This is a genomic window from Myxococcus sp. SDU36, from assembly GCF_030168875.1.
Taxonomy (GTDB): domain Bacteria; phylum Myxococcota; class Myxococcia; order Myxococcales; family Myxococcaceae; genus Myxococcus; species Myxococcus vastator.
The window spans coordinates 2,643,707-2,657,035 of sequence record NZ_CP077414.1 but is presented as its reverse complement, the minus strand read 5'-3'; the positions used below and the strand labels follow the sequence as shown (position 1 = coordinate 2,657,035).

At 70.5% G+C, this 13,329-nt stretch carries 9 protein-coding genes; 6 read left to right on the top strand and 3 right to left on the bottom strand.

All coding sequences use genetic code 11. The features are described 5' to 3' along the window. Positions 1-242 precede the first annotated feature (242 nt). The 4 genes from lipA to lipB all read left to right on the top strand — a co-directional run bounded on the left by lipA (position 243) and on the right by lipB (position 5,129). On the top strand, positions 243-1,172 hold the full coding sequence (lipA, locus tag KGD87_RS10275) for a lipoyl synthase (protein WP_163777008.1): 930 nt from the start codon (positions 243-245) through the stop codon (positions 1,170-1,172). 60 nt (positions 1,173-1,232) lie between these two features. Continuing rightward, positions 1,233-2,489: a dihydrolipoamide acetyltransferase family protein gene (locus KGD87_RS10270; RefSeq protein ID WP_284667281.1), complete on the top strand. Its 1,257-nt coding sequence runs from the start codon at positions 1,233-1,235 to the stop codon at positions 2,487-2,489. 136 nt (positions 2,490-2,625) lie between these two features. Continuing rightward, the gene (locus tag KGD87_RS10265; protein ID WP_284667280.1) at positions 2,626-4,059 is read left to right on the top strand and encodes a ClpX C4-type zinc finger protein; all 1,434 of its coding nucleotides are present in this window, start codon (positions 2,626-2,628) and stop codon (positions 4,057-4,059) included. Continuing rightward, on the top strand, positions 4,056-5,129 hold the full coding sequence (gene lipB / locus KGD87_RS10260; protein WP_284667279.1) for a lipoyl(octanoyl) transferase LipB: 1,074 nt from the start codon (positions 4,056-4,058) through the stop codon (positions 5,127-5,129). Before KGD87_RS10265 ends, lipB begins: the two co-directional genes overlap by 4 nt. On the opposite strand, the gene KGD87_RS10255 is transcribed toward lipB, so the two are convergent. From KGD87_RS10255 to KGD87_RS10245, 3 genes are all read right to left on the bottom strand, one after another. Beyond that, positions 5,119-5,952, bottom strand: coding sequence for an MBL fold metallo-hydrolase (locus tag KGD87_RS10255; RefSeq protein WP_284667278.1), 834 nt, complete (start codon positions 5,950-5,952; stop codon positions 5,119-5,121). The two genes, lipB and KGD87_RS10255, sit on opposite strands and share 11 nt — an antisense overlap. A gap of 49 nt (positions 5,953-6,001) precedes the next feature. Then, positions 6,002-6,676, bottom strand: coding sequence for a GTP cyclohydrolase II (ribA, locus tag KGD87_RS10250; RefSeq protein ID WP_284667277.1), 675 nt, complete (start codon positions 6,674-6,676; stop codon positions 6,002-6,004). 117 nt (positions 6,677-6,793) lie between these two features. After that, the gene (locus KGD87_RS10245) at positions 6,794-8,026 is read right to left on the bottom strand and encodes a molybdopterin molybdotransferase MoeA (RefSeq protein ID WP_284667276.1); all 1,233 of its coding nucleotides are present in this window, start codon (positions 8,024-8,026) and stop codon (positions 6,794-6,796) included. A 195-nt stretch (positions 8,027-8,221) separates the two neighbouring features. Between KGD87_RS10245 and KGD87_RS10240 the strand changes: the two genes are divergently transcribed. Continuing rightward, positions 8,222-9,616 (top strand): protease inhibitor I42 family protein, encoded by a 1,395-nt coding sequence (locus tag KGD87_RS10240; RefSeq protein WP_284667275.1) that lies wholly within the window; start codon positions 8,222-8,224, stop codon positions 9,614-9,616. 107 nt (positions 9,617-9,723) lie between these two features. Continuing rightward, complete coding sequence (rnr, locus tag KGD87_RS10235) at positions 9,724-13,281, top strand: ribonuclease R (RefSeq protein ID WP_284667274.1); 3,558 nt, start codon at positions 9,724-9,726, stop codon at positions 13,279-13,281. Positions 13,282-13,329: the final 48 nt, after the last annotated feature.

The window sequence follows — 13,329 nt, the reverse complement described above, 5'->3', positions numbered from 1 at the left end:
TTGAAGTCCCAGGGGCCGTCCCGGTGTGCCGCGGACGGCCCCTCGTATTTCCGGCCCACGCGTCCGCGCGAGGTGCCCCTCTCCTGACTGGCCGCTCTCACGGGGGCTGCTGGCCTGTCCCCAGGCGCCGGGGGCATTAGTAGAGAGGCGACAACTGGCGGACGACTGGTGGATGCTGACGCCTCGCGTCAGTGGCTTCCGCTTGAACGTCCTCCGTCCAACCCATAGAAGGCCCGCGATCCATGGCGACTCCCGACCGGTTCCCTCTCCCCCAGGTGACTGAGACCACCCGCAAGCCGGAGTGGCTGAAGGTGCGGCTCCCGCACGGAGAAGGCTACGAGCGGGTCAAGGCCATCGTGAAGCGGACGAAGCTGGCCACGGTGTGCGAAGAGGCCCGCTGCCCGAACATCGCCGAGTGCTGGGGCGGTGGCACCGCCACGGTGATGCTGATGGGCGAGGTGTGCACGCGCGCGTGCCGCTTCTGCCACGTGAAGGTCGGCGCGCCTCCGCCGTTGGATCCGATGGAGCCCATCCACCTGGCCCAGGCGGTGAAGGAGATGGACCTGGAGTACATCGTCGTCACGTCCGTGAACCGGGATGACCGGCCGGACGGCGGCGCCAGCCACTTCGCCTCCGCCATCCGCGAGCTGCGCCGGGAGAGCCCGCGCACCATCGTCGAGGTGCTCATCCCGGACTTCAAGGGCGTGGAGCAGGACCTGGCCACCGTGGCGGAGGCCAGGCCCCACGTGGTGGCGCACAACGTGGAGACGGTGGAGCGCCTCACGCCGACGGTGCGTGACAGGCGCGCGAAGTACCACCAGTCCCTGCGCGTGCTGGAGTACCTCAAGCACCGCCCCGAGGGCCTGTACACCAAGACGTCCGTCATGGTGGGCCTGGGAGAGACGGACGCGGAGCTGGAGCAGACGTTCAAGGACCTGCGCGACGTGGGCGTGGACGTGCTGACGCTGGGCCAGTACCTGCAGCCGTCGCAGTACCACCTGCGCGTGGAGCGCTTCGTGACGCCCGCGCAGTTCGAGGCGTACAAGACGCTGGCCGAGTCCTACGGCTTCCTCTACGTGGCCTCCGGTCCGCTGGTGCGGTCCAGCTACCGAGCCGCTGAGTTCTTCATGAAGGGCCTGATGGAGCGCGAGCGGCTCGAGCGGCTCGGCTGAGCGGTGACGCTCCGATTCATGGCTTGACCCCACACCCCTGCTTCCCGGAAAGACGACTCCATGGCGATCTTCGAATTCAAGCTCCCCGACCTTGGTGAAGGCGTGATGGAGGGTGAGCTGGTGAAGTGGCACGTGAAGGCGGGGGATTCCGTCAAGGAAGACCAGGTGCTCGCCGAGGTGATGACGGACAAGGCCACCGTCACCGTCCCCGCTCCCAAGGCGGGCCGTGTCGTGAAGACGCACGGCAATGAAGGCGACCTGGCGAAGGTGCACCAGCTCCTCGTCACCCTGGAGGTGGAGGGCGACGCGCCGGCTCAGGCCGGTGGCCATGCCGAGGCCAGCGCGGCGCCCGTGGCCGCGGCGCCCGCGGCGGGTGGCCAGGGCGGTGGGGCGCCTGCCTCGGCGTCCAAGGTGCTGGCCACGCCGGTGACGCGGCGGATGGCGCGCGAGCACGGGCTGGACCTGGCGGCGATCTCCGGCACGGGGCCGCAGGGCCGCGTGACGAAGGCGGACGTGGTGGCGGCGCTGGAGGGCGGCGAGAAGAACGTCGTCGCGGCTCCGGCCGAGCAGAAGGCGCGTCCCGCGGCTCCGGCGGTCAGCTCGGGCGCGGCGGACGAGCGCGTTCCGCTTCGGGGCCTGCGCAAGAAGATCGCCGAGAAGATGGTGCGGTCGAAGTTCACGGCGCCGCACTTCGCCTTTGTCGAGGAAGTGGACGCCACGGAGCTGGTGGCCCTGCGCGCGCGGCTGAACGCGCAGCTGGCGGCGGCCGGTGAGAACATCAAGCTCAACTACCTGCCGTTCATCATCAAGGCGACGGTGGCGGCGCTGAAGAAGTTCCCGCACCTGAACGCGAACTTCGATGAGGCGGCGCAGGAGCTGGTGGTCCGCGGCGAGTTCAACATCGGCATGGCGGCGGCGACGCCGGACGGCCTCACCGTGGCGGTGGTGAAGAACGCGGACCGGCTGACGCTGGCTGACCTGGCGCGTGAGACGGCTCGCCTGGGCGCCGCCGCGCGTGACCGCAAGCTGAAGATGGAGGAGCTGACGGGTGGCACCTTCACCATCAGCTCGCTGGGGCAGAGCGGCGGTCTGTTCGCCACGCCCATCATCAACCACCCCGAAGTGGGCATCCTGGGCGTGCACCGCCTCAAGAAGCGCCCGGCGGTGGTGGGGGACCAGGTCGTCGTCCGCGACATGATGAACCTGTCGCTGTCGTGCGACCACCGCGTCATCGACGGCTCGGTGGCGGCGGACTTCACGTATGAGATGATCAAGTACCTGGAGAAGCCGGACCTGTTGTTCCTGGCCATGGCGTGAGGTGATCGCCGTGGCAGGTCCACGCCCCTGACGTGAGGGGCGTGGTGGCCCTGGAGCCGGGCCGGGAAGCGCCTGACGCTGGGGTTCGCGTCAAGGGCCGCGCGCGGTGGCTTCGAGCCGGTTAGGCTCTCTCCGTATGGCCGAGAACCCTCGCGAGCTGATCCGCGCCGCGCAGTCCGCCGAGACACAGGGGGACGTGGCCCGTGCGGTGGAGTGTCTGCAGAGAGCGGCGGAGCTGTACCGTCAAGCGGGCAACCCGTCCCGCGCGTTGCAGTTGCTTCGTCATGCGCAGCGCCTGGACGGCAGCCGCGCGGACATCGCGGATGCGGTGAACCGGCTGAAGTGGATGCCGGAGCCCGTGCTCGCGCGGTCGGGGACGGACACAGACGACGAAGAGGACTTGTCTGTGTCCGGGCTGGTGCGTTCCCTGGAGTCGGAGCTGCTTCCGGACGTCGGCCACCGGCAGCGGCTCATCGAGGACGCGCTGCGAGAGGCGGCCCTGCACGCCGGTGACGACGCGCCCGGCGACGCCGCCCAGGCCTGGGTCATCGAGACGGCGGTCGCGGAGGATTCGCAGCGGCTCGAAGCGCAGCTTGCGCGCGTCGCGGGCGCGGTCGAAGGCGCCGAGGCGGCCTCGAGCCAGACGGATGCGCCGCCTCGGCGTCGCAGAGAGGCCCGGCTCATCGAGCGCGGCCCCACGCGCGCGGATGCGGCGCTCGACGCGTGGTGCTCCTTCTGTTGCCGTCCGCGCACGGACACGGGGGACCTGGTCGCGGGGCCCGCGGGCGCGTTCATCTGCAAGAGCTGCCTGCTCGATTCGCAAGCCCTGCTGGGAGACGTCACCCCGGTTCCTCCTCCGACAGTGTCGCGGCCGGAACGGCCCGTGGTGCCCGGCATGGGGCTCGTGGGGCAGGGCGCGACGCAGGCGCTGCTGACGCAGTCGCTCGAGGCCCAGGCGCGGACCCTGCTGGTCGTCGGGCCCGAAGGCAGCGGCAAGAGCGTCTGGTTCCAGCAGCTCCAGCGAGAGGGCGTGGGCGTCATCACCCCCGTCGCGGACCTGGACGCGACGACTCGCTCGCGCGCCCTGCTGGTGGAGGACGTGGACCGCCTGGATGCGTCATCACACGCGGCCCTGCGAGCCTTCCTGGCCCAGGACAGCCGGCCTGTCGTCGTGCTGAGCGCGAGAGGCGTGGGCACGGAGGCTCGGGGCCTCAGCCTGCGCGGGGCTTCCCACTGTGTTCCCGTGCCCACCACCGCCGCGCTGGCTCAGGCCGTGCGCGGCACCGTGCCCTCGGACCTCCTGGAGCACGTGCAGGTGCTCCTGCCGCTCCAGGTGCCCACCCACGCTGAATTCGTGGAGATTGCCCGCCAGCGCCTGTCCTCGCGCGCGCCCGCGGTCTCCGTCTCCGAGGACGTGCTCATGGCGCTGGCCCTGGAGGCCAGCCGCTCGCCGCGCGCGGGCCATGAGCTGCACGCCCTCCTCAACCGGGTGCCCACGGGCGCGTGGAGCCTGTCGCCCACCGTGAAGCCCGCGTCCGCGCGGAAGGCCCGAAGGAAGCGAACGTCATGAACACCATCACCGTCTACCGGCTGGGCCGAGTGGAGTACGAGGACGGGCTCGCGCTGATGCACCTCTTCAGCGAGTCCCGCCGCCAGGGGCTCTGTGGAGACGCGCTGCTCCTCTTGGAGCACCCGCCCATCCTCACCCTCGGCCGGGCCGCGAAGCGCGAGAACATCGTCGCCAGCGACGCGCGGCTGGCGAAGGAGGGCGCGGAGGTCTTCGAGACCAACCGTGGAGGCGACGTCACCTACCATGGCCCCGGCCAACTGGTGGGCTACCCCATCTTCCTGCTGCCGGAGGGGCGGCACGACGTGCGCCGCTACGTGCGCGACGTGGAGCGCTCCGTCATGCAGGTGCTGACCCAGTGGGGCATCACCGCGGGCCCCATCCCCAAGTGGCCCGGTGTCTGGATTGGCGAGGAGGGCGCTCCGGACGCGCGGAAGATCGCCGCCATTGGCGTCCACCTGTCGCGCTGGCTCACCACGCACGGCTTCGCGCTCAACGTGAACACGAACCTGGACCACTTCCAGCTCATCGTCCCGTGTGGCATCCGCGAAGCGGGCGTCACGTCCATGCAGCGGGAGCTGGGCCGCGCACTTCCCATGGCGGAGGTGGAAGAGGCCATCGCCAGCAGCTTCTGCACCGTGTTCGACAGCGAGCGCGTGGACGCGCCGCCGCCGATGAGGACGGTGAGCATCGCGGTGGTGAAGGGCCGTGGCCCCGAAGCGCGGGTGCTGCTCGTGCGCCGCCGCCCTGAGCGGGGAGGCTTCTGGCAGGTCCTCACCGGGAGGCTCGAAGCGGGTGAAGCGCCAGCGCGGGCCGCCGCGCGGGAGCTGGAGGAGGAGACAGGCCTCCGCGTGCCGCTGGTGGACCTGGACTACCGCCACGCCTTCGCCCTGGGGGAGGTGCTGCCACCTCGACTCGTGGAGGAGAACGGCTTCGCCGCCCACGTGACTTCGGACGCGGACGTGCGCCTGAGCGCCGAGCATGACGCCTTCGAGTGGGTCGACGTCCCCACGGCCCTGGAGCGGTTGCCCTTCCGGGGCCTGCGGGAGACGGTGAAGCGCGCTACAGCTTGATGACCAGGGACTCGCGAGCGGCGATGGCGTCGGGGCGGTGCTTGCGCACCTGACGCACCAGCCGGTCCATGCCCACGTCATCGCGTGACGGGTCGTGGTGGAAGAGCACCAGCTTCTTCACCCCGGCCTTGTCCGCCGCGTGCACCGCGGCCTGCCAGGTGGAGTGGCCCCAGCCGGTGCGAGCCGGCCCGGTGCGGCCGTGGTATTCGTCCTCGGTGTACATGGCGTCGTAGATGAGGACGTCCGCGTCCTGGGCGAACGCGTAGAAGGCCGCGTCCATGTCGCTGCCATGCTCCAGGTCGGTGGCGTACACCACCGAGCGGCCCTGGCACTCGACGCGGTAGCCCATGTTGCCACCCGGGTGGTTCAGCTCGATGGTGCGCACCGTCGCCGGGCCCAGCCGCAGCGTCTGCGTTGCGGCCAGGTCCGTGTACGTGAGCTGCGCCCGGAACACGCCGTCCGCCGTCACCGGGAAGTACGGCGGCACCATCTGCCCGCTGAGGAGCTGCTTCACCGACTGCCCATGCCGCGCCGGGCCGTAGACAGTCAGGGCGCTCGTGGGCAGGAACATGGGCCCGAAGAAGGGCAGGCCCTGCAGGTGGTCGTAGTGGTAGTGCGAGATGAAGATGGAGCCCGTCACCGGCTTCTTCTTCGCCACCAGCGCATTTCCCAGCGCGCGCGCGCCGGTGCCCAGGTCGAAGATGAGCAGCTCGTCCCCGCAGCGGACCTCCACGCAGGGGGTGTTGCCGCCGTAGCGCTTCGTGTGCGCGCCCGGTGAAGGAATGGAGCCGCGCACACCCCAGAAGCGCACCTCGAAGGGCACGCGGGCCTGGTTGCGCGTGACGGTGTTCCGCCGCCGCGCGGGGGGCTTCTCAGCCGGCTTTGGCTTCCGTGTCGTCGTCCTCGGCGAAGAGCTCAATCAGGTGCCCCGTACGCTCGCGCTTCGTCCTCAGGTAGTCGACGTTATGCGGATTGTGCTCGGTCCGGGAAGGGATTCGACGCCGGACGGGAATGCCTTCTTCGACAATGCCCGCGATCTTCAGCGGGTTGTTGGTCATCAGGTCCACCGAGCGCACATCCAGGCTCCGCAGCATCTCCGCCGCGATGTCATAGGTGCGCAGGTCGTCCGCGAACCCCAGCTGCCGGTTGGCTTCGTAGGTGTCCAGTCCCTTGGACTGCAGCGCGTAGGCCTTGATCTTGTTGCCCAGGCCGATGCCGCGCCCCTCCTGCCGCAGGTACAGCACGACGCCCTGTCCCGCCTGGGTGATGAAGTCGAGCGAGCGGTCCAGTTGCTGGCGGCAGTCGCACTTCAGGCTGCCAAAGACCTCGCTCGTGAGGCACTCGGAGTGGATGCGCACCGGCACACCCTCGTGTCCTGAAACCTGTCCCACCACGAGCGCGACGTGCTCCCGCCCGTTGCGCTTGTCCCGGAACACGACGGTTCGCAGCGAGCCGCGCTCGGTGGGGATGTCCGCCTCCGAAAACCGCTCCAGGTGCTGCGTGGGCTTGCGGGTCGGAAGGACCTGAGGTGAGCGTGTGTCCGACATGTCGAGTCCTCTCCAGATGCGGGCCCCTGTTTGGAGTCCTCAGGTTCTCAAGTCAAGGCGGGCTCGAACTTTCGAACACGAGCCCCTACAAGGATGCTCCACGGCGTCCTTCGTTCCTCAGGCCACCCATGAGAGCGGAAGCAGTTCTACCGCGTCCCCATCCGTCAAGCTGCTGGCTTCCCGGGGGAAGCGCAGCAGATGGGTGGCCGCCGCGGCAGAACGCAGGGCACCGGACGTTTGTGTCGCCAGAGGACGGGCCCACAGGTTGCCTTCTCGCCAGGCAGCCGTGACGCGGACGAAATGCGCCAGTCCGGAGGGCTTGGACAGCTTGCCTTCCAGGCGCCCGGCCACGCGTCCGGGCCCCACCTGCGCATGCCCCAGCAGCTTGCGTAGAGCCGGGCGCACGAAGAGCTCGAACGTCACCAGGGAAGACGTGGGATTGCCCGGAAGTCCGAAGAAGAGCGTGTCGCCACGACGGCCCACCACCAGCGGCTTTCCTGGCTTGATGGCGACGCGCCAGAAGTGCTGTTCCACGCCCAGGGCGGCCAGCACTTCCTTCACGTAGTCGCGCTCGCCCACGGACACGCCCGCGCTGGTGAGCACCACGTCGAACCCGTCCAGCCGGGAGAGGGCGGCCAGCACGGCGTCGCGCGTATCCCGAGCGATGCCCAGCCGCGTGGGAAGGCCGCCCGCGCGGCGAACCGCCAGCGCCAGTGACGGCGCATTGGTGTCCACGATGCGACCGTTGGGTGGCTCGTCCGCGTGGCACAGCTCGTCCCCAGTGGAGAGGATGGCCACCCGCGGTGCGCGCGACACGGGCACGGTCTGTCGGCCCTGGGCCCAGAGGAGGCCCAGCTCGGGGATGCCCAGCGGCGTGCCGCATGCCAGCAGCAGCTGCCCCTCCCGAGCGTCCTCCCCCCGGGGCCGCACGAACTGTCCCGGAGCCACCGCTTCGAGGACGTCGACCTGATCCGCGCCGCCCTGGCCCACGGGCCGCGTCCGCTCCCGCATCACCACCGCGTCCGCGCCCGCGGGGAGGGGAGCGCCCGTCATGATGCGAGCGCACACCCCGGGGACCAGCGCCTGGTGGCCCGCCGCGCCCGCGTAGAGGGTCTCCCCGACGTCGAGCCGGACGGGCAGGGGACCCGCCAGGTCCGCGCTGCGCACCGCGTAGCCGTCCATGGCCGAGTTGTCCCAGGGAGGGAGCGTCCGCTGCGCCGTCACGTCTGCGGCGAGCACGCGTCCCAGGGCGTCATCCAGGGGCAGCCATTCGCTGGGAAGGGGCGCGCACAGGGCCAGGATCCGCGACCGGGCTTCTTCTTCCGGCAGCAATGTGGCGGAGTCGTTCATGCCCGGCTTATAGCCATGCCGTGGACCTGTGGCTTCGACGCGTTCACGAACAAAGTCCGTGAGATAATCAAGTGTTAGTTTGACAGCCTACCTGATCATCGTTACAAGCAACGGTGATCGCGAGGCTTGCCTGCCCTCTGGGTAGGTCCGCCAACCCGTTGAAAGGACACGGGACCTCTCAAGGAGACTGCGTCGATGGCCAAGCCCAAGTCCGGGGCCAAGAAGACGACTCCCGCTGGCAAGGCTGGCGCAAAGCCCGCTGCGAAGAAGAACTCCGCTGCCCGGCTGGATCTGATCAAGAACGCCTCCAAGCGGGCGGCGAAGGCGGCGACGAAATTGGCGAAAGCGGCATCGGACGTAGCGAAGGGGGCCAAGAGCGCGGTGAAGAAGGCCGTGCAGGAGAAGGCCACCGCGAAGAAGGCCGCGCCCGCTGGGAAGACGGCCTCGGCCGCCAAGGCGGCGCCACCGGCCGCGAAGGCCCCGAAGGCACCTCCGGCGAAGGCACCTCCGGCGAAGGCGCCTCCCGCGACGAAGTCCGCCGCGGGCGCCAAGACGGGGAAGGCGAGCGCGGTACCCTCCGCCCCGCCGGTGGAGAGGCCCCGTCCTCGCGCCACCAAGCTCCCGCCCCCGGGCGAGCCGCTCACCAAGCGTGAGATGGAGCAGCTGCTGACGGCCGGCGAAGGCCGCGGCGTCACGGGCGAGGGCAGCCTCAAGGGCCGCCTGGTGGTCACCAACGACATGCCGCATCTGGTGGTCGTCGGGCGCGACAAGCGCGAGCTGACCTTCCTCCTCCAGGGCCCGGATCAGGAAGTGCTCCCGGCCTACCTGGACCACAAGGTCTCCGTCAGCGGCCTGATCCGCAAGACGACCAACCACGCTGGCGTGGTGGACGTGCGCAAGTACTCGGCGAAGAAGCCGGACGCCGAGGTGGTGGAAGCCACCCCGGTGGAGACGGAGGCGCGGCTGCGCTACCTGTCGCCCGGCGAGGTCTCCATGGTGACGGCGGCCGGCATGGGCGCGGGCATCAAGGGCTTCGCGGGCGTGCGTGGCAACCTGGAGATGACGGGCGAGGAGTTCGTGCTCGTCGTGTCCAACGGCGGCACGCGCCAGCAGGTGTCATTCATCATCGAGGGCAAGTTCGCCACCAAGGCCCTGCGCAAGCACGTGGGGCACACGCTCCAGGTGCAGGGCGTCGTCGACAAGACGTCCGGCTGGGGTGGTCGCATCCACGCGGAGAACGTGGAGCCGCGTCCGTCCGAAGCGCGCGCCGTGTCCCGCGACGAGATGGAGTTGGTGCACATCGAGGGAGAGGTTCCCGCGTCCGTGGACGTGCGCCTCAACCACGGCCTCACCGTGCGCCTGCCAGAGCATCCCGGCTTCACCTGGGCCATTGAGCCCACGGTGGCCAAGCGCGTGGGCCTGCGCGAAGCCAACTTCGAGCCCGCGCCCGAGGACGGTGCCGGCACCCGCGAGTTCTTCTTCACTCCCCGCAACCCGGGCACCTTCGAGGTGGAGTTCTTCCTGGCCAAGGCGCTGTCGCCTGGCCTGGTGGACCGCTCCTTCAAAATCAACGTCACGGTCAAGCCCTGAGGGTCGCCGCCCGGAGCAGGTTCCGGGGGGCGGCCGGTCGCCGGGGGGTTCCCGTTCGGCCGTTTCGGGCTTACCCGTTCCCGTAGCGGCTGAGCCGCGACCCCACCGTGAGCCTTTCTCCAGAACACCTCAAGCAGATCCTCTCTGACGCAGACCACCCGCTGGGCATCAAGGAGCTCCTCCGGCTCGCGGGCCTGCACCCTGGACAACAGACGGAGCTCAAGCGCACCCTGCGCGAGCTCGTCCGTCAGGGCGACATCCTCAAGGACGGCAAGCGCTTCGTGCCTCGGCAGCCGACACGGCGCGACGCAGACGTGCGCGTAAAGGAGCAGGGCGCTCCCGATGCCTGGCGTCAGCGCGGCGTCGAAGGGCCTCGCGAAGGCGGTCCGAATCGAGGGCCACAGCAGGCCGGGCCGCGTGCGGCGGGCCCTGGCGGCTTCGCGGGCCGTCGGCCTGAGCCGGGGGCGCGCGGCAAGCGCGCGGGTTGGCAGGAGCGGGGCCCGGGGAGTGATCGCCGGGGCGCCTCGAAGCATGGAGGGGGCTTCCGGCAGGAGCGGGCGCAGTGGCCCGGCCGCCGGGGCAGCGCCGCCAGCGAGGCCGAAGGTGATGGCCTGCTGGAAGGCATCCTCCACGTCCACCGGGATGGCTTCGGCTTCGTGCATCCGCTGTCGGCCGAAGGTGGGGACAACGTCTTCCTCCCGCCGCACGAGGCCCAGCGCGCGCTCGACAATGACCGGGTGGTGGTGGCTGTCTCGGGGCGGCCTCCGCGCCTGGAGGGCCGGATCATCCGGGTGGTGCAGCGCCGTCGCGAGCTGGCGGTGGGCACCTACGTCGTGAAGGGCCGCTACGCCGTGGTGTACCCCACGGATTCGAGCCTGCCTGGCCCCATCCGCGTGCCGCTGACGCAGATGGCGCGCGAGGGGGACCTGGTGAAGGTCCAGTTGGGCATCGGTGCCCAGATGCTGGACCCGGACCGGGGGCTGCACGGCGAGGTGGCCGGCTCCCTGGGCAAGCCCGGCACGCCGAGCTCCGAGGTGCTGGGCGTCGCCTACTCGCAGGGGTTCTCCGACGAGTTCCCGCCGGAGGTCATGGGCGAGGCGGACCGCTACGCGGTGACGGTGTCGGAGGAAGAGGCCCGCGGCGAGCACCGGCGCGACCTGCGCGCCATGCCCCTCATCACCATCGACGGTGAGGACGCGCGCGACTTCGACGACGCTGTCTACGTGGAGGAGCGCGCGGACGGGTGGCGGCTGGTGGTGGCCATCGCGGACGTGACGCACTACGTGTGGGAAGGCAGCGCGCTCAACACGGAGGCGCTGCGGCGCGCCACGTCCGTGTACCTGCCGGACCGGGTGCTGCCCATGCTGCCGGAGCGGCTGAGCAACGGCATCTGCTCCCTGCGCCCGGACGAGGACCGGCTGTGCATGGTGGCGGACCTGACGTTCGACCGCCGGGGCCACCGCCGCTCCTACGACTTGTACCCGGCGGTGATGCGCAGCGTGGCGCGGTGTACGTACAACGAGGTGCAGGACGTCCTCGACGGCAAGGACGTGCCGCACCGCAACGCGCACAAGCCCCACTTCGAGCGGCTGATGTCGCTGGCTCGCGCGCTGATGAAGATGCGCAAGGAGCGCGGCGCCATCGACTTCGACCTGCCCGAGCACAAGGTGGTGCTGGACGAGGAAGGCCTGCCCGCGCGCATGGACAAGCGCGAGCGCAAGGACAGCCACCGGCTCATCGAGGAATGCATGCTCGCCGCCAACGAGGCGGTGGCGACCTTCTTCCAGGACGAAGGCCTGCCCACGGTGTACCGGTTCCACGGCGAGCCGGACCCGGAGAAGCTGGCCACCTTCGCCGCGCTGGCGGAGGCCTATGGTTTCAAGATGCGCGTCGAGGACGGCGTGTCGTCGAAGGAGCTGGATGCCTTCGTCAGCCAGCTCCAGGGCCACCCGGAGCAGCGGGCGCTGAACCAGCTCCTGCTGCGCTCCATGATGCAGGCCGTGTACACGTCGTCGCGCGTGGGCCACTACGGCCTGGCCGCCGAGCACTACCTGCACTTCACGTCGCCCATCCGCCGCTACCCGGACCTGCTGGTGCACCGGCTGCTCAAGGCGCACTGGGCGCGCAAGGGGCGCAAGCCGACCCCGTCGATGCTGGAGCGCGAGGAGGACCAGCTCGAGGACATGTCCGCGCAGTGCTCCGAGCGCGAGCGCGCGGCGATGCAGGTCGAGCGGGAGGTGGTGTCCTTCTACGCGTGCCTGCTGATGAAGGACCGCGTGGGCGAGGAGTTCGCCGCCACCGTGGCGGCCATCACCGACTTCGGGTTCTTCGTCGAACTGGACGAGGTGCACGTCGAAGGCCTGGTGAAGGCGGAGACGCTGGGGCCGGGGGCGAAGCTGGACAAGCTGACGCACTCCCTGGTGTACGCGAATGGTCGCCGGGTGCGCGTGGGACAGAAGCTGCGGGTGCGGCTGACGTCCGTGAACGTGACGGCGAAGAAGATCGACTTCGAGGCGCTCCAGTTCGAGGGCGAGGCGCTGCTGACCCGTGTCGCGACGCGGGGCGAGCAGCCGCAGCGGCGTCGGGCGTGGACGGCCGAGGCGCCGCCGCACCGCGAGCGGGATGAGCGGCGGGAGCGGGCAGGGCGCCCGGGCCGCCGCGAACACGAAGCCGCCGCGGGCCGGAGCGGGCCCGCGCCCCAGGAGCCTCGCGAGGAGACAGGCGCGGGACGTCCCCGTGGGCGCTTCTCCCGCGAGGGCCGTCGTGAGGAGGCCGCGCCGCACCGGAAGGAGCCTCGGTTCCCGCCCAGGGCACCGGAAGGACAGGCGCCTCCACGCTCCGAGTCGCCCGCGTGGCCCAAGCGCAGGACGTTCATCCGCCCGGAGCCGCAGGCACCGGCGCCCGTGTCCGCCGAAACGGCCGAGCCGCTTCCTCCCGAAGCGCCTCCCGCGCCCGCGCCGTGGGACGTGCCGACAGGGGATGACGCCGCCCAATCTCCGCACCCGGGTTTCGACCGGATTCGCGCGTTGGCGTCCCAGCGTCAGCCTGGGCCCGAAGCCCGAGGCGCCTCCCACGGCCGGTCGTTCCAGAAGCAGAAGCCGCGGGGCGGACCGGGACCCCGGTTCCCCGCGCCCAAGCCCAGGAGCGAGCCCGAGGACGACAAGGCCTTCTCGATGGAGCCCCCGCGCCCTGCTCAGCCCGAGGCGCCCGTCGAAGCGCCCGAGCGGGCCCACGACAAGCCCGTCACGGCGGCGCCCCCGCAGACGACGCCGGAGCCCATCCGGGCCGCGCCTGTGGCCGTTGACACGCCCGCGCCCGCCGAGGCTGCATCCGCGGTGGCTGCGCCGAAGCGGAAGGCGACGCGGAAGAAGGCCGTGGTGAAGGCGGCGCGGCCCCCGGCGCGGAAGAAGACACCGGCTGGAAGCGCCGGGAAGGCCACCGCCAAGAAGGCAGAGAAGCCCAAGAAGGCCACGGCCAAGGCGAAGAAGGCCGTGCCCGCTCGGGCAGCGAAGGCCACCAAGGTGGTCGCGTCCAAGCCCAAGGCGAAGGCGAAGGCGCCGTCGAAGAAGGCCGCGAAGCCGTCCGTGGCACGTGCCGCGAAGTCAGCGAAGGCTTCGGGGACCGCCGCGAAGAAGAAGACGCCTTCAGGGCGCAAGAAGCGCTGAGACCGACGCGGGCCTCACCTTCATGGGGCCCGCGACTTCAGGAGGCAA